At 69.0% G+C, this 20,009-nt stretch carries 20 protein-coding genes; 13 read left to right on the top strand and 7 right to left on the bottom strand.

Translation table 11 applies throughout. From position 1 onward, the window contains the following. Nucleotides 1-178 precede the first annotated feature (178 nt). Nucleotides 179-394, top strand: coding sequence for an I78 family peptidase inhibitor (locus ACYVO6_RS02210; protein WP_461056661.1), 216 nt, complete (start codon nt 179-181; stop codon nt 392-394). 99 nt (nt 395-493) lie between these two features. Here the strand turns inward: ACYVO6_RS02210 and ACYVO6_RS02205 are convergent, their stop codons facing one another. Next, nucleotides 494-1,588, bottom strand: coding sequence for a phosphatase PAP2 family protein (locus tag ACYVO6_RS02205; RefSeq protein ID WP_461056660.1), 1,095 nt, complete (start codon nt 1,586-1,588; stop codon nt 494-496). A 240-nt stretch (nt 1,589-1,828) separates the two neighbouring features. Beyond that, a complete protein-coding gene (locus ACYVO6_RS02200; RefSeq protein ID WP_461056659.1) occupies nt 1,829-3,157 on the bottom strand; it encodes a mannosyltransferase family protein in 1,329 nt (442 codons plus the stop codon). A gap of 260 nt (nt 3,158-3,417) precedes the next feature. On the opposite strand from ACYVO6_RS02200, the gene ACYVO6_RS02195 reads away from it, so the two are divergent. Together ACYVO6_RS02195 and ACYVO6_RS02190 are read left to right on the top strand one after the other, a co-directional pair. After that, a complete protein-coding gene (locus ACYVO6_RS02195; RefSeq protein ID WP_461056658.1) occupies nt 3,418-5,028 on the top strand; it encodes an MFS transporter in 1,611 nt (536 codons plus the stop codon). Between the two features lie 235 nt (nt 5,029-5,263). Next, nucleotides 5,264-6,454: an acyl-CoA dehydrogenase family protein gene (locus ACYVO6_RS02190; protein ID WP_461056657.1), complete on the top strand. Its 1,191-nt coding sequence runs from the start codon at nt 5,264-5,266 to the stop codon at nt 6,452-6,454. Nucleotides 6,455-6,494: 40 nt separating this feature from the next. On the opposite strand, the gene ACYVO6_RS02185 is transcribed toward ACYVO6_RS02190, so the two are convergent. After that, nucleotides 6,495-6,938: a cell division protein SepF gene (locus ACYVO6_RS02185; protein WP_432954035.1), complete on the bottom strand. Its 444-nt coding sequence runs from the start codon at nt 6,936-6,938 to the stop codon at nt 6,495-6,497. A 593-nt stretch (nt 6,939-7,531) separates the two neighbouring features. On the opposite strand from ACYVO6_RS02185, the gene ACYVO6_RS02180 reads away from it, so the two are divergent. Further along, on the top strand, nt 7,532-8,434 hold the full coding sequence (locus ACYVO6_RS02180) for a S1 family peptidase (RefSeq protein WP_461056656.1): 903 nt from the start codon (nt 7,532-7,534) through the stop codon (nt 8,432-8,434). A gap of 96 nt (nt 8,435-8,530) precedes the next feature. Here ACYVO6_RS02180 and ACYVO6_RS02175 read toward each other — a convergent pair whose 3' ends face one another. Further along, entirely contained in the window at nt 8,531-9,406 is an 876-nt protein-coding gene (locus ACYVO6_RS02175) for an alpha/beta fold hydrolase (protein WP_461056655.1), read from the bottom strand. A 98-nt stretch (nt 9,407-9,504) separates the two neighbouring features. Here ACYVO6_RS02175 and ACYVO6_RS02170 point away from each other — a divergent pair, with 98 nt between their 5' ends. The 3 genes from ACYVO6_RS02170 to ACYVO6_RS02160 all read left to right on the top strand — a co-directional run bounded on the left by ACYVO6_RS02170 (nt 9,505) and on the right by ACYVO6_RS02160 (nt 12,149). Further along, entirely contained in the window at nt 9,505-10,530 is a 1,026-nt protein-coding gene (locus ACYVO6_RS02170) for a slipin family protein (protein WP_461056727.1), read from the top strand. A 286-nt stretch (nt 10,531-10,816) separates the two neighbouring features. Beyond that, nucleotides 10,817-11,899 carry a S1 family peptidase gene (locus tag ACYVO6_RS02165; protein WP_461056654.1) on the top strand — a complete coding sequence of 361 codons (1,083 nt, stop codon included), beginning with the start codon at nt 10,817-10,819 and terminating at the stop codon, nt 11,897-11,899. 124 nt (nt 11,900-12,023) lie between these two features. Then, a complete protein-coding gene (locus tag ACYVO6_RS02160) occupies nt 12,024-12,149 on the top strand; it encodes a hypothetical protein (protein WP_461056653.1) in 126 nt (41 codons plus the stop codon). A gap of 17 nt (nt 12,150-12,166) precedes the next feature. Here the strand turns inward: ACYVO6_RS02160 and ACYVO6_RS02155 are convergent, their stop codons facing one another. After that, on the bottom strand, nt 12,167-12,541 hold the full coding sequence (locus tag ACYVO6_RS02155) for a cupin domain-containing protein (protein WP_461056652.1): 375 nt from the start codon (nt 12,539-12,541) through the stop codon (nt 12,167-12,169). A gap of 93 nt (nt 12,542-12,634) precedes the next feature. Here ACYVO6_RS02155 and ACYVO6_RS02150 point away from each other — a divergent pair, with 93 nt between their 5' ends. Together ACYVO6_RS02150 and ACYVO6_RS02145 are read left to right on the top strand one after the other, a co-directional pair. Next, nucleotides 12,635-13,081, top strand: a complete 447-nt coding sequence (locus ACYVO6_RS02150) for a MarR family winged helix-turn-helix transcriptional regulator (RefSeq protein ID WP_461056651.1) — start codon at nt 12,635-12,637, stop codon at nt 13,079-13,081. A 173-nt stretch (nt 13,082-13,254) separates the two neighbouring features. Further along, nucleotides 13,255-14,115 carry an esterase/lipase family protein gene (locus ACYVO6_RS02145; RefSeq protein WP_461056650.1) on the top strand — a complete coding sequence of 287 codons (861 nt, stop codon included), beginning with the start codon at nt 13,255-13,257 and terminating at the stop codon, nt 14,113-14,115. Nucleotides 14,116-14,156: 41 nt separating this feature from the next. Here ACYVO6_RS02145 and ACYVO6_RS02140 read toward each other — a convergent pair whose 3' ends face one another. After that, complete coding sequence (locus ACYVO6_RS02140; protein ID WP_461056649.1) at nt 14,157-14,843, bottom strand: response regulator; 687 nt, start codon at nt 14,841-14,843, stop codon at nt 14,157-14,159. A 164-nt stretch (nt 14,844-15,007) separates the two neighbouring features. On the opposite strand from ACYVO6_RS02140, the gene ACYVO6_RS02135 reads away from it, so the two are divergent. The 4 genes from ACYVO6_RS02135 to ACYVO6_RS02120 are packed head-to-tail and all read left to right on the top strand — an operon-like array spanning nt 15,008 to nt 18,503. Next, nucleotides 15,008-15,991 (top strand): Bug family tripartite tricarboxylate transporter substrate binding protein, encoded by a 984-nt coding sequence (locus ACYVO6_RS02135; protein ID WP_461056726.1) that lies wholly within the window; start codon nt 15,008-15,010, stop codon nt 15,989-15,991. Beyond that, on the top strand, nt 15,988-16,524 hold the full coding sequence (locus tag ACYVO6_RS02130; protein WP_461056648.1) for a tripartite tricarboxylate transporter TctB family protein: 537 nt from the start codon (nt 15,988-15,990) through the stop codon (nt 16,522-16,524). Before ACYVO6_RS02135 ends, ACYVO6_RS02130 begins: the two co-directional genes overlap by 4 nt. A 1-nt stretch (nt 16,525) precedes the next feature. Beyond that, nucleotides 16,526-18,022: a tripartite tricarboxylate transporter permease gene (locus ACYVO6_RS02125; RefSeq protein WP_461056647.1), complete on the top strand. Its 1,497-nt coding sequence runs from the start codon at nt 16,526-16,528 to the stop codon at nt 18,020-18,022. Nucleotides 18,023-18,041: 19 nt separating this feature from the next. Then, a complete protein-coding gene (locus ACYVO6_RS02120) occupies nt 18,042-18,503 on the top strand; it encodes a GNAT family N-acetyltransferase (RefSeq protein ID WP_461056646.1) in 462 nt (153 codons plus the stop codon). Between the two features lie 36 nt (nt 18,504-18,539). Here ACYVO6_RS02120 and ACYVO6_RS02115 read toward each other — a convergent pair whose 3' ends face one another. After that, entirely contained in the window at nt 18,540-19,961 is a 1,422-nt protein-coding gene (locus ACYVO6_RS02115; protein WP_461056645.1) for a GH39 family glycosyl hydrolase, read from the bottom strand. Between the last annotated feature and the right edge of the window lie 48 nt (nt 19,962-20,009).

Raw genomic sequence — 20,009 nt, 5'->3', positions numbered from 1 at the left:
TCAGGAATTACGTTCGACAGTGCGCGAAACGCGTCGGGAACCGCCCGTTCGTGTGACGGAGTTCGGCCAAATCGAGTGTCGTGGTCCTGTGACAGAAGTGTGACCGGAGAGGTACCGGTGACGGATCGTGGCGGGTATCGGGCTTCCCCGTCCGCATTCCGGCGCCTAACGTGGCGGCATGGCACCGATTCCCACACCTTCCGCAGAGCCTCAGGACAATCCGGACGCGTACGTCGGTCTGGAGGCGAGTGGCGCGGAGCAGCGCGCGCGCGAGCACGGCTGGTCCACCGTGAGGTCGCTGCCGCCGGGCGCGATCATCACCATGGAGTACAAGAGCGGCCGCTTGAACTTCGAGGTCAGCGACGGCGTCGTGAAGCGCTGCTGGAAGGGCTGAACGTTCCCTGCTGTCCACTGCGAAGGCCCTCGGCTCCGGGAGCCGAGGGCCTTCGCATGCGAGGAGCCGTGTGTGCGTACCGGCCCCGCTGTCTGCTGCTCAGCCGCCCGTCACGGGGCGGGGCTGGTTGGTGTGGGAGGTGCCACGTGTCACTCGCTCCGAGTGCGGGGGTCTGCGGCTTCCGGCGGGCGTCACCGGCGTACGCTCCGCGCGGCTCGTGTGCGGGCCGGGCGCCAGGTAGAGAGGTGCGACGGGCGTCCGGGACGTGCGCGGCGCGCTGACCGGCTCGCGGGGCGCGGACGCCGGCTCCTCCTCGTCGACGGAGGCGGGAGAAGCCGGAGAGGCGGAGGCGGCGCTGTCGGCGGGCACCTCGTGCGGCGAGAGCATCGCGGGGGCGCCCATCGGGGCGGTGGCCGGCACCGGTGCCGTACCGGCGCGGCGGCTGCGCCAGGCGTCCCGCAGGGCGAAGATACGGGCCTCGGCGCGGGCGATCAGCGGCTCGAACCAGGGCAGCGCCAGCAGGATCAGCAGACCCGCGGCCCAGCCCAGGACGACATCGCTCAGCCAGTGCGTACCGATGTAGACGGTGGTCAGGCCGACGCCCAGGGAGATCACGGCGGAGACGGCCGACAGCCAGCGGCGGGCGCGCGGCGTCGAGGCCAGATAGGCGAGAATGCCCCAGGTCACGACGGCGTTGGCGGTGTGACCCGAAGGGAATATATCGCCGCCCAGCCACATCTCGTTCGAGCCGATCGTGGTCGCGTAGTGCGGGCCCAGCCGGCCCATGCCGATCTTGGCGGCGCCCACCGTGACGTTCAGCAGCAGCAGTGAGACGCCGAGCGCGAGCAGCGGGCGCAGTGTGTGCATCCGCCAGGAACGCCAGCCCAGCCAGGCCGTGACCATCACGGCGGTGGGGCCGCGCTGGCCGAGCACCACGTAGTAGTCGAGGAACGCGTGGATCTCCGGCCACTGCTGATAGGGCCGGAAGAACATGACCTGCCAGTCGAGCGTGACCAGCCAGGAGTTGATGATCACGGCCCACACGATGGCCGCGTAGAAGGCGAGTGTGGCCGCGAGGAGAACCACCCTGTGCCGGCTCATCCTGGGCACGTCGATATGGGCCGGTCGTTCCGGCTCACGGTCCAACCGGGCGAAGACCCGGTCCAGACGAGTCAGCTTTCGTTCGGTACGCACGTATTCGACGTTACAGCGAGTGAGCTGTGTGCAACGCCGGAGCGCGCTCTTTGTGATGACGATGTGATGTGGGATTCCTCTCAAGAGGGGGTTTATCGCCGGGGATTATGGATTCCTCGGGTGCGTCCTTCCTGTAATTCCATTGCTCCGTTCAGCGAGTTGTTTTTGGGCGCGTCTGAATTTGTTCACCAAAAGCTTGCACGCAATTCCCCGGCTGCTCACCGAGCGCCAGGCAGGCGGTCAGGGCGGACCGGAGCCGTTCAGCCAGAACGCGCCGTACACCGCCGACACCACCGTCACGCTCCCCAGCACCCACGCCGACCTGGGCGTTCGCAGCCGGGCCAGGGCCAGTGCCGGCGGCAGCAGCAGAGGGAAGGCGGGCAGCAGCAGGCGCGGTTTCGAGCCGAAGTAGCTCGACGCGCACAGGGCGAGCGCGGTGACGATCCCCGCGTACACCAGCAGCGGCAGCGGCTGACCCTGTCGTACGCAGATCACATACAGCCAGATCACCAGGGCGACCCCGACGATCAGCCCGACCCCGGCGAGGGCGGAGGGAAACGACGTGAACTTGTCGGCCACGAACCGGCCGAAGGCGTAACCGCCGTCGAAGCCGTTGCCCCACCCCGCCTGGACGTCGAGATAGCCCAGCGGGCCCATGCCCGTGTGCTGCCCGACCCACAGGACGTAACCGGCGGCGCCCAGGGGCGCGAGGAGCATGCCCAGGGCGCGTCGCCAGAGGGGCGCACTGTCCGATGCCAGAACACTCCGTTCCCGTACGGACGAATCACGTGCGGGCGACTTCCGTACGGACGAATCACGTGCGGGCGACTTCCGTACGGACGAATCACGTGCGGGCGACTTCCGTACGGACGAGTCCCGTACGTACGAGGCGATCGCCGCCACCCACACCGCGGCGACCACCGCGGCGCCCACCGGGCGGGTCAGGCCGGCGAACGAGGCGAGCAGGCCCGCCGTCAGCCAGCGGCCGGTCAGGACCGCGTACAGCGACCAGGCCGCGAGCGCCGTGAACAGCGACTCGCTGTACGCCATCGACTGCACGATCCCGACGGGCAGCACCGCCCACAGCAGCACCGCGCACACGCCTGCCCGGATCCCGCCCGTCTCCCGCCACCGCCCTTCCAAGGCCGCGCTTCGCGCCTTTTTTTCTGTGTAGACATGGTCCGCGACCGCGAAGATGCCCCAGGCCGCGGCGAGTGACGCCAGCGTGCTGATCAGCAGGCCCGCGTCCGCGTACGACAGCGGAGTCACCGCCGAGACCGCCCGCTCCAGCCACGGCAGCAGAGGGAAGAACGCGAGATTCGAGTGCACGTCGCCGTTGGGGAGACGTACCTCATAGCCGTAACCGAGCTCCGCGACCCGCGTGTACCAGAGCGAGTCCCAGCGTGCCGTGAGCAGCTGGTGCGGGCTCTTGTCGCGGGCGGCGCTCCACAGGGCGAGCGCCACCAGGCCCAGCGCACGGACCGCCGCGTACCCCAGCAGGGCAGGGGCGACGCGGCGCGGCCACGGTCCCGGACGGGCCGGCGCGACGGGCGTTTCAAGATCGGTCACGGGCTCGATTATGGGCCGGACCCGGAACCGGGCGGCCCGGCGGGGCGTGCTCGGTCACGTGGGAGCGTGGCGCACGCCACACGCTTTCTGAGAGTTACGTGAGAGGCCCGCCACTGGCCACCGGAGGGATCTCGCGTACTCTGGCGACTCACTCGCCTTTGTTGCGTGAGACCGGGACACCGCTCCTCCCGGCCGCAACCGCAGGGAGTCCCCACCCCGCGGATCCGCCGAACGCGAGGGAACATCTGGGAGGTACGTGCATGTCCGGGACGACCACGGCCGCTTCGCGTTGCCGTCGGGAGGCCGGGGCCGGTGCAAACCGATGGGTTGTCCTCGTCGTCCTCTGCGTCAGCCTGCTGCTGGTCGCCGTCGACGCCACCGTGCTGCATGTCGCGGTGCCCGCCGTCACCGAGGATCTCAGGCCCGGCGCGATCGAACTCCTCTGGATCGTCGACATCTATCCGCTGGTCTGCGCCTCGCTGCTGATCCTCTTCGGCACGCTGGGCGACCGGGTCGGCCGCAGACGGATCCTCCTGATCGGGTACGCCCTCTTCGGCGTCGCCTCCGCCCTGGCGGCCTGCGCCGACAGCGCGCACGTCCTGATCGCGGCGCGCGCCCTGCTCGGCGTCGGCGGCGCGATGATCATGCCCGCGACGCTCTCGATCCTGCGGCAGGTCTTTCCCGACCGGCGTGAGCGGGCCATGGCGATCGGCGTGTGGAGTGCGGTCGCCGCAGTGGGGGCGGCCGTCGGTCCGCTGCTCGGCGGGTTCCTGCTGGAGCACTTCTGGTGGGGTTCGGTCTTCCTCATCAACATCCCGCTGATGCTGGTCAGCCTGCCCGTCGGGCGGTTGCTGCTGCCCGAGTCGACCGGGGACGGCAAGGGGCCGTGGGACGTCGTCGGCGCACTGCTGGCCGCGGCCGGGCTCTTCGGTGTCGTCCTCGGCGTCAAACGGCTGGGCGCCGGGGAGATGCCGCTGAGCGTCTACACGGTGGCGCCGCTGCTCGTGGGAGCCGGGCTGCTCGTCGCCTTCGTACGGCGGCAGCGGCGGCGTAAGCATCCGCTCGTCGATCTGCGGCTGTTCGCCAGGCCCGCCTTCAGTACGTCCGTCGGGTGCATCGTGCTCGCCCTGCTCGCGCTGGTCGGTCTGGAACTGATCGCCGCGCAGTATCTCCAGCTCGTGCTGGAACTGTCGCCGCTTCAGACCGGGCTGCGGCTGGTGCCGCTCACCGTCGCCGCGATGGCCGCGGGTCTTGTCGGGGCGAAGCTGCTGCACCGCTTCGGACCGCGGACCATGGTCAGCCTCGGCTTCTGTCTCACCGCCGCCGCGGTCATCATGCTCACGGGAATGGGCCGCCACGACAACGCTCCGCTGCTGCTGACCGGGTTCGTGCTGCTCGGGTTCGGGCTCGAGGTGACGCTGTTCGGGGCGTACGAATCGATGCTCAGTGAGGCTCCGCAGTCGCAGGCGGGTGGGGCCGCCGCGATCGGGGAGACCTCGTACCAGCTGGGTGCGGGGATCGGGGTCGCGCTGCTCGGGAGCGTGATGAACGCGGCGTACGCGCCGGGGCTGGCCTCTGTGCGAGGGGTGCCCGCCGCGGATTCGGCTGCGGCGAGTCATTCGCTGGGCGAGGCGTACGAGGTCGCTGCGCGACTGGGCGGGGGGCCGGGGGAGGCGTTGCGGCATGCTGCCCGGGACTCGTTCGTGCACGGGCTGCATGTGACGTTGCTCGTCAGCGCCGGGCTGTTGCTGCTCGGGGCCGTTATGGCGTTGCGGTTGCCGCGGGCCATGGAGTGCGAGTCGCCTGCGGCGGGCTCGGCGGAGGTGCCTGCGCCTCGGGATACGCCGGTGCGTGCGGAGTCGTCCGTCTGATCGCGCGTTGTGGTTGCGGTCAGGCGCTTTTCCCACCCACGCACCGCCCGTTTCAACTTCGCTGACCTGTGCGGGTTTCCTGTGGGGGTGCAGCGCCGTGGGCGGCTGCGGGTTCGCGGTTCCGGTCCGAGGTTCGTGGGAGGGAACAGGCCCTCGACTTGCGTGACACTGCGTCGTAACGTCAGCCGTGCGTTGTGGTTAACAGTGCTAGTTTTCGTCGCCGGAGGCCCCCCCCATGTCCGTACCCTCGAAGCTGCCCCCCTTCGACCCCGCCGACCCCCTCGGCCTCGACGAGCTCCTCGAACCGGAGGATCTGGCGATCCGGGACACCGTGCGGGACTGGGCCGCGGATCGGGTGATGCCGTACATCGCCGAGTGGTACGAGTCGGGGGAGCTGCCCGGAATCCGGGAGCTGGCACGGGAGTTGGGGGAGATCGGGGCGCTGGGCATGTCGCTCAGCGGGTACGGGTGTGCCGGGGCGAGTGCTGTGCAGTACGGACTTGCCTGCCTGGAGTTGGAGGCCGCCGACACCGGGATCCGGTCGCTGGTGTCCGTGCAGGGGTCGCTCGCCATGTACGCGATCCACCGGTTCGGGTCCGAGGAGCAGAAGCAGCGGTGGCTGCCGCCGATGGCCGCCGGCGAGGTCATCGGGTGCTTCGGGCTGACCGAGCCCGATCACGGGTCCGACCCCGGGGCGATGCGTACGTACGCCAAGCGGGACGGGACCGACTGGGTCCTGAACGGGCGGAAGATGTGGATCACCAACGGCTCGGTCGCCCAGGTCGCCGTCGTCTGGGCGCAGACCGACGACGGGATCCGCGGCTTCGTCGTGCCCACCGACAGCCCGGGCTTCTCCGCGCCCGAGATCAAGCACAAGTGGTCCCTGCGGGCTTCGGTCACCAGTGAGCTCGTACTCGACGATGTACGGCTGCCCGCCGATGCCGTACTGCCCGAGGTCAGCGGGCTGAAGGGGCCGCTCAGCTGCCTCTCGCACGCCCGCTACGGGATCGTGTGGGGTGCGATGGGCGCCGCGCGGTCGAGTTTCGAGGCGGCGGTCGAATACGCGAAGACGCGTGAGCAGTTCGGGCGGCCCATCGGCGGTTTCCAGCTCACCCAGGCCAAGCTCGCCGACATGGCGGTCGAACTGCACAAGGGGATTCTGCTCGCCCACCATCTGGGGCGGCGGATGGACGCGGGACGGCTGCGTCCCGAACAGGTCAGTTTCGGCAAGCTCAACAACGTACGAGAAGCGATCGACATCTGCCGCACCGCGCGCACGATCCTGGGCGCCAACGGCATCTCGCTCGAATACCCCGTGATGCGGCACGCCACGAACCTGGAGTCGGTGCTGACCTACGAAGGCACTGTCGAGATGCACCAGCTGGTGCTGGGCAAGGCGCTCACCGGACTCGACGCCTTCCGGTAGCCCTCAGGCTCCGGAAGGCGGGGCCGGTGAGCGGCCTTGCCTAGCTCTGGTTGAAGAAACCGTCGGTCCGACGGCCCACCGGCTCCCCGCTGACGATCTCCGTGTCGGCGGGGGTCAGCAGGAAGACACGGTTCGACACGCGCTCGATCGAGCCGCGCAGGCCGAAGATCAGGCCGGCCGCGAAGTCGACCACGCGCTTGGCGTCGGCGGGCTCCATGGCCGTGAGGTTCATGATGACGGGGACGCCGTCCCGGAAGAGCTCGCCGATACCACGGGCGTCCCGGAAGCTGTCCGGGGTGACCGTGCCGATCCGGCGGCCCTTCTCCTCGGCCGCCTCCGACGCCACCTTCACACGCGGATCCGTGACCCAGGCATCCCGGGGCTCGGAACCTTCGGCGTAGTTGTCGTCGTCGTAGTAACGCTCGTCATCGTTGTTGTCGTCGACGAGGCCAAGCCAGGCACTCGCCTTGCGCACCGATCCCATGGACGCCTCCTCTCACAGCGGTCTTTCTGCTTTCCGCATCCCTATGGTCGTCCATGATGCGGATGTCGCGCCAAGGGGATAGACGCCGCGCGGGGGTTTCGTGACGGTACTGGTGCACAACGAATTAGTCGAGGGCCCACTTTCCCAAGGGCCTTGCTGTGTACGGCTGCTGACTATGAGTGAAATATGATTCTTCACGGCGCATGGGTGACGATCGGGGCGTACGGGTGAACGGGGTGGCCGATCCGGCTCCGTAACTCGACGTCTGACGGCGACTCAACGTCTGACGGTGACTCGGCGCCTGTCGGGGGTCTGTCTGACGGTGGGTTCCGAGGAATAACCTGGGCATGTCGATTGCCGCGGGGGAGCAGCAATCCATGCTCTGACCTGAGCAACCTTCGCGGAACGTACGCAAGTTGAACGCTGCACGGCCGAAAGGCACCCTTGCGCAGGTCGGCCGGGCGGTCGAATATTCCCTCCAGCGCCTGTCAGGGGCACAGCGTGTTCGGAATCCGGACGCCTGGCTTCTGGCTGCGCCTCACGGGCCCCGACCCCACGCGGGCCCCCGACTTCCCATGTGGAGGAACGTAAAAGTGAGGACCAAGCGCACCACCCCCCGCAGCGGTATAGCGAGACGCACCCGGCTGATCGCCATCGGTGCCGGACTCGTGGCCGCGGCCGCCGTCACCGTCCCCAACGCGAACGCGAGCGACGCACAGACCTTCAGCACGACCGAGCTCAAGAAGGCCGGCGCCTCGGTGCTCCAGGCCGATGTGCCGGGCACCGCCTGGGCGGTCGACTCGAAGACCGGCAAGGTCATGGTCACCGTCGACAGCACCGTCTCCGACGCGGAGATCGCGAAGATCAAGGAAGCGGCGGGCGGCAACGCCGACGCCCTTCAGATCAAGCACACCCCGGGCAAGTTCAACAAGCTCATCCAGGGCGGCGACGCCATCTATGCGAGTAGCTGGCGCTGCTCCCTCGGCTTCAACGTCCAGAACAGCAGCGGTGTGCAGTCCTTCCTGACCGCCGGTCACTGCACCGACGGCGCCGGCACCTGGTACTCCAACTCCGGTCGCACCACGGTCATCGGCTCGACCGCCGGCTCCAGCTTCCCGGGCAACGACTACGGCATCGTGCGGTACTCCGGGTCCGTCAGCAGGCCCGGCACCGCGAACGGCGTGGACATCACCCGCGCGGCCACGCCGAGCGTGGGCACCACCGTCATCCGTGACGGCTCCACCACCGGTACGCACAGCGGCCGGGTCACCGCCCTCAACGCGACCGTCAACTACGGCGGCGGCGACGTCGTCTCCGGTCTGATCCAGACCAACGTCTGCGCCGAGCCCGGCGACTCCGGCGGCTCGCTCTACGGCAGCAACGGCACCGCGTACGGCCTGACCTCAGGCGGCAGCGGCAACTGCTCCACCGGCGGCACCACGTTCTACCAGCCGGTCACCGAGGCCCTGAGCGCCTACGGGGTCAGCGTCTACTGATCGGCGCGCAAGGCACGAAGGTACGAAGCTCGTAAGAGCAGCCAGCAGTGGACGAGCCTCCGCATGCACGTGTGTGCGGAGGCTCGTCCTCCTCGTTCAGGCGGACGCTCGTGGAACCAGCCAGTCGAGTACGTCCGGAAGGGCCTCCAGGGCCGCGAAGTGACCGGCCTCCGGGTCCAGTACGGGCCGGGCGCGCGGGATGCGCTCGGCCAGCCACTCGAAGTGGCTCACCGGGGAGAGGGTGTCCTGGGCGCCGTGCCACAGCAGTACGGGCCGGGTGATCGCCGCCGGGTCGAAGCCCCAGTTGCTCAGCAGGGCGAGATCGTCGTCGATCCAGCCGTACGCCGAACTGCGCAGCGCCTCGCGGAAGGTGCGCAGCAGCATCTCGCTGATGGCTGGTTCGGCGATGATCCGCCGGTCTGAGTCGGTGAGGCCGTCGCGGATCGACACGAGGAGCTGGGCCGGGTCCTTGCGGATCGCGGCGGCCCGCGCGGAGAGACTCTCGGCGAAGTCCAGCGGGTCGGTCAGCGCCTGGGTGAACTCCTCGATGTTGGACTGGGCCATCCCGTCGAACCAGCGCAGCCCTTCGGCGTCCGGCGGGGCGAGACTCATCATCGCCGCCGCGCGCCGCACCCGGTTCGGCAGCAGCGCCGCGCAGGCCAGTGCGTGCGGGGCACCGCCCGAGCGGCCGAGCACCGCGAACCGGCCGAGCTTCAGCGCGTCGGCCACCGCGGCCACGTCCCGCGCCGCGTGCGCTACCCGGCGCCCCGGGCCACGGTCCGAATCCCCGTACCCCGGGCGGTCGTACGCGATGAACCGCACCCCGGGGCGCGCGTCCACCAGATCCCGCGGCACCGCCCCGGAGCGGCAGCCCGGTGTGCCGTGCAGTAGCACCACCGGCGTACCACCCGGGTCGCCCCACTCCTCGATCGCCAGCCACCGTCCGTCCCGCATCCGAATGCCGTTCGGCACCTGCGTCCTCCATCTCCCCTTCGCGTCCGCGCCGGAGTTACCGTCGAAGTACCTGAAGTACACACCTGATGCGCCCGATACGGACCCTGGGGGTCGTAATGATCGAGGAGCTGGTGACGGCCGGACTGACTCTCGGATCCGTCGGAGCGGTGTACGTGGCGGCGGCGGCCCGGGTCGTCAAACAGTACGAGCGGGGCGTGGTCCTCCGGCTCGGCAAGCTGCGATCCGAAGTACGCGGGCCCGGATTCACCATGATCGTGCCCTTCGTGGACCGGCTCCAGAAGGTCAACATGCAGATCGTGACGATGCCGGTGCCCGGGCAGGAGGGGATCACCCGGGACAACGTCACGGTGCGCGTGGACGCCGTCGTCTACTTCAAGGTGGTGTCCGCCGCCGACGCGGTGATCCGGGTCGAGGACTACCGGTTCGCGGTCGCGCAGATGGCGCAGACGTCGCTGCGCTCGATCATCGGCAAGAGCGATCTGGACGATCTGCTCTCCAACCGCGAAAAGCTCAACCAGGGCCTGGAGTTGATGATCGACAGCCCGGCCGTGGAGTGGGGCGTCACCATCGACCGGGTCGAGATCAAGGACGTATCGCTGCCGGAGACGATGAAGCGGTCCATGGCGCGGCAGGCGGAGGCCGACCGCGAGCGGCGGGCCCGGATCATCAACGCCGACGCCGAGTTGCAGGCCTCCAAGAAGCTGGCCGAGGCGGCCAAGGAGATGGCCGATACCCCCTCCGCCCTCCAACTGCGGCTGCTGCAGACCGTGGTGGCGGTCGCGGCCGAGAAGAACTCCACGCTCGTGCTGCCCTTCCCGGTGGAGCTGCTGCGCTTCCTGGAGCGTGCGCAGCAGCCGGCGCCGCCCTCCCAGGAGCAGCAGCCTTCGCTGCCCTCCCCGGAGTTGTTCGCCCAGCTTCAGAAGCTGTTGTCGCAGCCCCAGCAGCAGTTGGCCCAGGCGAAGGAGTCGTCGGCCGAGTCATCGCCCGCGCCTTCGTACGAGTCGGAGCGGTCGGTGCCGTCAGCGCCATCGATGGCGGAGCAATCGCTGCGGGAGCAACTCCCGCCGGTTCCCGAGCCGTTCGATCCGGACTCCGGAGGGGCGAAATCCGGACAGGTGTAGACCTCACGGAGCGCCGATAGTTACTCGCACGTAGTGTTTGCTACGGGAATTGACGTGGTGTTTATTCCGGACAGTCAACGCGCGTCAACCTGCGGGGGGCGCACGCTCGTTGCGGTATGCGCGTCCTGAAGTAGACCTTGTGTGCTCCCCGTAAGGATCGGAATAGTGGGTGGCGTCCGCTGGCGTGGACGTGGCTTTTGCTGTTTGTCGTGTCCATGCCCGTACGCCTTCCGGTCGCGACGGCCCCCACAGTCGCCGCGGCCGACCCCCCACAGGAGGACGTAAGTTGAAGCACCGACGCATACCCAAGCGGCGTGCCGCCGTGGCAGGTGCGGGCATCGCCGCACTCGTGGCCGCGGGAGTCACCTTCCAGTCCGCGAACGCGAGTGAGACCACGGCCGCACCCAAGCCCGAGACTCTCTCGGTCACCGCGGCCGGAAAGCTCGCCTCTACGCTCGGCAAGGACCTCGGTGCCGACGCGGCGGGAACGTACTACGACGCGAAGGCCAAGAACCTCGTCGTGAACGTGCTCGACAAGGCCGCGGCCGAAGCCGTCGAGTCGGCGGGAGCCAAGGCCAGAATCGTCGAGAATTCCCTCGCCGAGCTGAAGAGCGCCCGTACGACGCTGAAGCAGGACGCGACGATCCCCGGCACCGCGTGGGCGACCGACCCGGCCACCAACAAGATCGTCGTCACCGCTGACCGCACGGTCAAGGGCGCGAAGATGGCCCAGCTGACCAAGGTCGTCGAGAAGCTCGGCGCCAAGGCCGAACTCAAGACCACGAAGGGCGAGTTCAAGAAGTTCATCGCCGGCGGTGACGCCATCACCGGTGGCGGCAGCCGCTGTTCGCTCGGCTTCAATGTGCTCCAGGGCGGCGAGCCGGCCTTCCTGACCGCCGGGCACTGCACCGAGGCGATCACCAGCTGGTCGGACGCGGACGGCAACGTGATCGGTGAGAACGTCGAATCCAGCTTCCCGGGTGACGACTACGGCCTGGTCAAGTACACCGCGGACGTGGAGCACCCGAGCGAGGTGAACCTCTACGACGGCACCGCCCAGGAGATCACGGGCGCGGCCGAGGCCACCGTCGGCATGGAGGTCATCCGCAGCGGTTCCACGACCCAGGTGTCCGACGGCACGGTCACCGGCCTGGACGCCACCGTGAACTACGGCGGCGGCGACATCGTCGAGGGGCTCATCCAGACCAACGTCTGCGCCGAGCCCGGTGACAGCGGCGGTTCGCTCTTCTCGGGCACCAACGCGATCGGCCTCACCTCCGGCGGCAGCGGCGACTGCACCTCCGGCGGCGAGACCTTCTTCCAGCCGGTCACGGAGGCCCTTGAGGCCACCGGCACCGAGATCGGCTGACAGCTCCACACAGCTCCACCAACTCGCTCCATCGCCTCGAAGGGTCCCGTCCCCGCGCAGCTTCTGCGGGGGCGGGACCTTTCGCGTTTTCGGCGTTTGCGCGGGTGAGAGCGGAGCCGGGCCGATGTTCGCCTACATGGCCCTGTGCGGCACCAGGCCGGGAGAGACCCGCATAGAGGAGGTGGCGGACCAGGCGCGCGCGAAGGCCGGGCCGCGGGCGGCGATATCGGGGACGCCGGCCTTCGCGTAAGTCGCCTTGCGGAGCGGTCAGTTGGCCCAGGGCGGGGTGATCCGACTGCCGTCGGCCAGTACCGCCTCCAGGCCGATGGAGGTGGTGACCCAGGAGATCGCGGTCCGGTCGGTGGGGTTCTCGACGCGGAGGGTGGCGCCCGGGTTGATGATCACGGTGTCGCCCGTGGTGATGCGTTCGGTGTGGCCGTCGAGGGTGATGAGGAGTTCGCCTTCGAGCAGGTGGAAGATCTCCTCGCGGTTGACGGTGTGCGCGGGGGCTTTGGTCCCGGCGGGGATCTCGCCTCGCCAGGCGCAGAGTTCTTTGCTTCCGGTGCGGGGAGTGGCGTACGAGATGAATCGGGCGCCGTGGATCTCGTGGGTCATGGCTTCGGACGAGCGGACTACGGGCATGGCGGCCTCCGGCCAAGATGGTCAACCTGCTTGACTATTCGTCCTCATGGTCAAGGAGCTTGACCAGTCCGTCAAGGGTGTTTCAATGCAGGCGTGCAGAACTCCGAGGCCATGGCCCTGTCCGCCGCCCTGCTCGCCGTCGCGGGCGAGCTCACGCAGCGCATCCATGACGGGGTGGAGGCCCGCGGCTTCGAAGGGCTGCGGCCCGCGCACGGGTTCGCCTTCACCCGGCTCGCCCCGGACGGTGCGACGGTCACCGAGCTCGCCGCCCATCTGGGCGTGACCAAGCAGGCCGCGAGTCAACTCGTCGACGAGATCGTGCGCAAGGGATACGCCGAGCGGCGGCCCCATCCCGGTGACGCGCGCGCCCGGCTGGTTGTGCTGACCGAGCAGGGGTGGGCCTGTACGCGGGCCGCGGAAGAAGCGGCGGCGGAGGCCGTGCAGCCGTGGGTCGAGTTGCTCGGGGAGGGTGAAGTCCGGGCGCTGCGGGAGCGGTTGGTGCGTATCGCGCCCTACGGGCCCATCAAGCCCGTCTGGTGACGATTCGTCAGTACGCGTCCGTGTCGTCGTCGGCTATCACTGGAAGTTTTTGCTGACGCGTACTTCACAGTTGCACTACTCGATCGTAACTTGACAAGTGAACAGCATCCTCGTGATCCGGATCACAGGGCGTACGTCGTCGCAACTCCCTTGAGCCGCAAGGAGATCACTCGATGCTGCCCTGGAAGCGAGTGGCCAGATCCCTGGCCGCGCTGCTGCTGACCGCCGCCGTCCTCGTCACCCCTGCCGCCACCGCACAGGCAAAGGCCGTCCCCAGCTCGGGCTGGAACAACTACTCCTGCAAGCCCTCCGCCGCCCACCCCCGCCCCGTTGTCCTCGTCCACGGCACCTTCGGGAACTCCGTCGACAACTGGCCGGCCCTCGCTCCGTATCTGAAGAAGCGCGGCTACTGCGTCTTCTCGCTCGACTACGGCCAACTGCCCGGCGTCCCGCTCTTCCATGGCCTTGGCCCGATCGACAAGTCGGCAGAGCAACTCCGGGCCTTCGTCGACAAGGTGCTCGCCGCGACCGGCGCCGCCGAGACCGACCTCGTCGGCCACTCGCAGGGCGGCCTGATGCCCCGCTACTACCTCAAGTTCCTTGGCGGAGCCGCCAAGGTGAACGCCCTCGTCGGCCTCGGGCCCAGCAACCACGGCACCACGCTGAACGGTCTCACCAACCTGCTGCCGTACTTCCCCGGCGTGGGCGACCTGCTGTCCAAGGCCACGCCGTCCCTCGCCGAGCAGACGGCCGGCTCCGCCTTCCTGGCCAAGCTCAACGCGGGCGGCGACACGGTGCCGGGTGTCGACTACACGGTCATCGCCACCAAGTACGACGAGGTGGTCACGCCGTACCGTTCGCAGTTCCTCGACGGCCCGAACGTACGCAATGTCCTGCTCCAGGACCTGTGCGCGACCAACCTCTCCGAGCATGTGGCGCTCGGCCTCTTCGACCGCATCGCCCACCACGAGGTGGCCAACGCCCTCGATCCGGCACACGCCACCCCGACCACCTGCGCCTCCGCCTCGGGATAGCCGATCACCGACCGGGGCGGTGGCCCGTCGCTGCGATCAGGTCAGCCCACCCAGCGATAGCGCCGCTCCGGCCGCCCCGCCCCTCCGTACCGGAGTGTCACCTCGGCTCGGCCCGTGTCCGCGAAGTACTCGAGATAGCGGCGGGCGCTCACCCGCGACAAGGTGCCCTCCTGGGCGCACTCCGAGGCGGACAGGCCCTCCGGGTGGGCGCGCAGGGTGCGCTCGACCAGCTCCGCGGTGTGGGCGGCGAGGCCTTTGGGCAGCTCGCGGGAACCGGGCGGACGGGTGCCGAAGATCTGGTCGACGTCCTGCTGGCGGGCCTCGTCGAGCCCGTCCAGGCGGGCACGCAGCGCGGCGACGTGGCGCAACTGCTCCTGCAAAGCAGCCCGGTTGAACGGCTTGAGCAGATAGTGCAGGGCTCCCGCGCGCAGCGCCGCCCGCACGATCTCGGCGTCCCGGGCCGCCGTGATGAACAGGACGTCCACCGGCTCGCGTTCGGGATCGCGTTCCTCCGCGGCGCGCAGCTCGCGCAGTACGCCGATGCCGTCCATGTCGGGCAGATAGACGTCGAGGAGTACGAGATCGGGGCGCAGCCGCTCCACTGCGCGCAGCGCTTCGGCGCCGCTGTGCGCCACCCCGACGACCGTGAACCCGTCCGTCGCGGACACATACCGGCTGTGCAGCTTGGCGACCATGAAGTCGTCATCCACGACCAGCACCTTTGTCACGGCCGAAGGCTAAGCGCGCGACCACAAGGACCACAACGTTCCTTGGTTCCGGAAGGGAGACAGCTCGTTAACACACGGGCAACATGTGGGCCACCTCACATCCCCACAGGGCTCTGACGTACTGAACCGTACTCAAACCGACGTACCGACAGGTGGTGGCTCACGTGCGCCTGCGCACTCCCCTGGCCCTGCTCGGGGCCGCTGTTCTCCTGCTCGCGGGACCGCCGCTGCTCACCACGGGCAGCGGCGCCGAGACCGGCACCCAGATCCCGGGCCTGCGCTTCATGGTCCCCAACACGCCCGGCGGCGGCTACGACATCACGGCCCGTACCGCCGCCAAGAACGCCGAGGACGCCGGACTCACCCACAACATCGAGGTGTTCAACCTGCCCGGCGCCGGCGGCACCGTCGGCCTCACCCGGCTCGTCGGCGAGCACGGCAACGGAAAACTCGCCATGTCCATGGGCCTCGGCGTCGTCGGGGCCGCCCGCTCCAACGACGCGCCCAAGACCCTCGGCGACACCACCCCGATCGCCCGGCTCACCGAGGAGCAGGACGTCGTCGTGGTCGCCAAGGACTCCCCGTACAAGACCATCGACGAGCTGATCGAGGCCTGGAAGAACGACCCGGGCAAGCTGCCCGTCGGCGGCGGTTCCTCACCCGGCGGGCCCGACCATCTGGCGCCGATGCTGATGGCGCGCGCGGCCGGGATCGCTCCGAAGGACGTCAACTACGTGCCCTTCGACGGCGGTGGCGAGCTGCTCGCCTCGATCCTCGGCAACAAGGTCGCGTTCGGCGTCTCGGGCGTCGGCGAGTACCTCGACCAGATCAAGTCGGGAGAGCTGCGGCTGCTCGCGGTCACGGGACCCAAGAGGGTCGACGACCTCGACGCGCCCACGCTCAAAGAAGCCGGCTACGACGTGAACTTCACCAACTGGCGCGGCATCGTCGCCCCGCCCGGCCTCTCCGAGGCCGAGCGCGACAAACTCACCAGCCTGATCAGCGAACTGCACGACTCCCCGGAGTGGCAGGAGTCCCTGAAGAAGAACGGCTGGGACGACGCCTTCCTGACCGGCGACAAGTTCGGTGCGTTCCTGAACGCCGAGGACAAGCGCGTGGTGTCCGTACTGAAGGAGCTGGGGCTGTGACCGCCACCACCGAGACCAAGGAGACCGAGGCTCCGGAGCGCAGGTCCTGGCTGCGCGAACACTCCGAACTCGGCGTCTGCGTCCTGCTGCTGGCCCTCGGCGTGCTCGTCCTGACCGACGCGCTCACCATGGACGTCGACATCGCCCAGCGCGGCCCCATCGGACCCAAGACCGTACCGATCGTCGTCGGCATCGGCCTGCTGGTCATCGCCGCCCTGCTCGCCGTCGACGTACTGCGCGGCGGACGCGGCCAGGCCGAGACCGGCGAGGACATCGACCTCTCCGAACCCGCCGACTGGCGCACGGTGACGCTCCTGGCCGGGATCTTCCTCGCCACCGCCGTCCTCATCGAACCGCTCGGCTTCCCCATCGCGGGCGCCCTGCTCTTCTGGGGAGCCGCCTTCGCGCTCGGCAGTCGGCGCATCGACCGCGACCCGCTGATCGCCGCCGGACTCTCCTTCGTCACCTACGCCGTCTTCAACAACCTGCTCGGAGTGCCGCTGCCCGGCGGCCCCCTGATGGGAGTGCTGTGACATGGATGCCCTCAACTCCCTGCTGGACGGCTTCGGTACGGCCCTCACCCCGCTGAACCTGCTGTGGGCGGCCATCGGCGTGCTCCTCGGGACGGCCATCGGTGTGCTGCCGGGCATCGGGCCCGCGATGGCGGTCGCGCTGCTGCTTCCCGTGACGTACGGGCTCGAACCGATCGGCGCGTTCATCATGTTCGCGGGCATCTACTACGGCGCGATGTTCGGCGGCTCCACGACCTCCATCCTGCTCAACACCCCTGGTGAGAGCGCCGCCGTGGTCGCGGCCATGGAGGGCAACCCGATGGCCAAGTCGGGGCGCGGCGCACAGGCGCTCGCGGCCGCCGCCATCGGCCACTTCGCGGGCGGCATGATCGGCACGATCCTGCTGGTCGCGCTCGCCCCGACCGTCGCCGACCTCGCCGTCGACATCGGCGCGCCCGACTACTTCGCCATCATGGTCCTCGCGTTCATCGCCGTGACCTCCGTGCTCGGTTCATCGCGTATCCGCGGTCTCGCGTCCCTGCTGATCGGGCTCACCCTCGGCCTGGTCGGCCTGGACCAGATGACCGGACAGCAGCGCCTCACCTTCGGCTCGCTCCAACTCGCCGACGGCATCGACGTGGTGATCGTCGCGGTCGGACTCTTCGCGATCGGCGAGGCCCTGTGGGTGGCCGCCCACTTGCGGCGCAGGCCGCCCGAGCCGATCCCCGTGGGCCGTCCGTGGCTGGGGCGCGCCGATGTGAACCGCACCTGGAAGTCCTGGCTGCGCGGCCCGGCCATCGGCTTCCCGTTCGGCGCCATCCCGGCGGGTGGCGCAGAGATCCCCACCTTCCTCTCGTACGTCACCGAGAAGCGGCTGTCGAAGCACAAGGACGAGTGGGGCAAGGGCGCCATCGAGGGCGTCGCGGGACCGGAGTCGGCGGCATCGGCCTCGGCGGCGGGCACGCTGGTGTCGATGCTCACCCTCGGCCTGCCGACCACGGCGGTCGCGGCGGTGATGCTGGCCGCCTTCCAGCAGTACGGCATCCAGCCCGGGCCACTGCTCTTCGAGCGCGAACCCGACCTGGTGTGGGGCCTGATCGCCTCCCTGTTCGTCGGCATGGTGCTGCTGCTCGCGCTCAACCTGCCACTGGCTCCGGTGTGGGCGAAGCTGCTGCGCATCCCACGCCCGTACCTGTACGCGGGGATCATGTTCTTCGCGGCCGTCGGTGCGTACGCGGTCGGCGGCGAGGTCATCGATCTCGTCACCCTGCTGATCATCGGCCTCATCGGCTTCGGCATGCGGCGCTACGGCCTGCCGATCCTGCCCGCAGTCATCGGCGTCATCCTCGGCCCCAACGCCGAGCAACAGCTGCGCCGCGCCCTGCAGATCAGCGACGGCAGCGTCAGCGGACTGGTCAACACGCCCTTCGCGATCACGGTGTACGCCGTGATCCTGCTGATCCTCGGCTGGCCACTGCTGAGGAAACTGGTCGTACGGCGGCGTAGCGTTCAGGCATGACCGCAGGTATGACGCAGGTATGACCGCAGGCACGACTGACGACATCCGCCTCGCCGAAGCCGGCGACGAGCCCGCCGTGAAGGCCGTGATCGACGCGGCGTTCCAGCCCTACATCGAGCGCATCGGGGTCGTACCCGTGCCGATGGAGGCGGACCACGCGGCGAACATCGCGGCGAGGCGGGTGTACGTCACCGGGGATCCGATCGTGGGCCTCCTGGTCCTGGAGGCCCACGAGGATCATCTGTACCTCGACATCATCGCCGTCCACCCGGACGCCCACGGGCAGGGCGTCGGGCGGCGGCTGCTCGCGTTCGTGGACGCACGCGCGCGTGCGCTCGGCCTGGCAGAGGTCAGGCTCTATACGAACGCGATGATGTGGGAGAACCAAAAGCTCTATCCGAGGTACGGGTACGAGATCATGGAGCGTCGTGTGGAAGGGCCGTACGACCGGCTCCACTACCGCAAGCGGCTGGCGCCCTGACAGTTCTCATCGCTTCGGCGCTGGAGACCTGGTGGTTCAGCGGGTCAGCCACTTCACCTCGTACGCGCCCAGGTCGAACCGCTCGCCGTCGACCTCGGTACTGATCTTCCGGTCGAGAGTGTTCACCACGAGGACCGCCTTGTCGTCGGCGAGAACCCGTACGTCCGGCGCGCTGCCGACGGCGACGGACACCTGCTCGTACTCCGTGCCCGGCGGGAACTCCCTGTTGAAGCGGGAGACGAGGTCGAGCATCGGCAGGGCCTTGCCGCCGTCGGCGCTGTCGGTGGGCGTCCACAGGCAGCCGGCGCAGTCGGCGCCCTTCTCCTTCTCGGGGTTCCAGTAGAAGGCGGAGGTGGTGCCGCCGCGGGCCATCGCGATCATTCCGGAGGCCTGGACGGCGCCGCGGTGGGTCTCGGACCAGTCGTCCCGCTCGTCGTCGGCGTCGGACGGTTCGACGTAGTACTCGGCCCACCACAGCGGCAGATCGCCGGTCCGCTCGCGCACCCAGCGGCTGACGACGGTGAACTTGTCGGTGGCGGCGAACTCATCGGGCAGCAGCTCGTCGTCCCTGGTGTAACTGGAGCCGTCCACGACGACGAAGTCCGCGCCCGTCTTGTTCTTGTTCCAGTAGTCGAAGGCGTCGAGGACCCGCTGGTCCATGGCGCCCCACGGACCCTTCACCGTGGGCGAGGCATCTTCCGTCTGGCGCGGGTCGAGGCTGTCCATCACCAGGTACGGGCCGCCGACCTGGATGTCCTCGTTGACAGCCTTGAGCGCCTTGTAGACGAGGTTGTAGAGCTCGGTGTAACCCTCGTAGTCCCAGCGGGCCTCGGCGTCGTTCCAGAAGCCCTTGAACTCGTTCCAGACGATGAAGTGGCGTACGTCCGGATAGCGCTTGGCGACGGTCGCGGCGAGCGCGGCGTAGTCGTCGAAGTGCTCGGGCCGCGGGGCGGTCTCCAGGGCCTGCTGGCTCCAATTGGTGTTGTCGGTCCCTGACTTGCCGCCCTTCATCCAGTCCGGAGCACAGCACAGGGTGACCACCGGAGTGCCGCCCGACTCCCGGACGAAGTCGATGCGCCGGTCCATGTCCTCGAAGTCGTAACGTCCCTTGACCGGCTCGGGATTGTCGGCGCCCCAGCCCATGATGTGCTGGATCTGCGGCAGCGGCTGCTCCCCGAGGCGCTCCGCCACCCGCCGCGTGGCGGCGCCGCTGCCCTCGTCGGCGCTGAACTGGGTGTGGGTGAAGCCCCAGCCGACGTCCGGTCGCGTCTCCTCGGGAGGAACGGCGGGCGTGCCGTGCACCTTGTCGCCGTCACGGGTCGTACCGGCGGCGCTTCCACCGTCCCCGGGCAGCGTGTTGATCAAGGTCAGTACCAGAGCCAGTGCCGCCGCGCCCACACCGAGCAGCGCGGTGAGCCGCCACCGCCGTGCCCCCGAATTCCACCCATGACGTCCCATCAAGGACAACAGTAGTGGCGGGGATGGGTGGTTGGGATGGGTTCCGGT

It is taken from the genome of Streptomyces pseudoechinosporeus, from assembly GCF_054783935.1.
The sequence above is the reverse complement of the archived record's forward strand: the minus strand, read 5'-3'. Positions and strand labels throughout refer to the sequence as shown.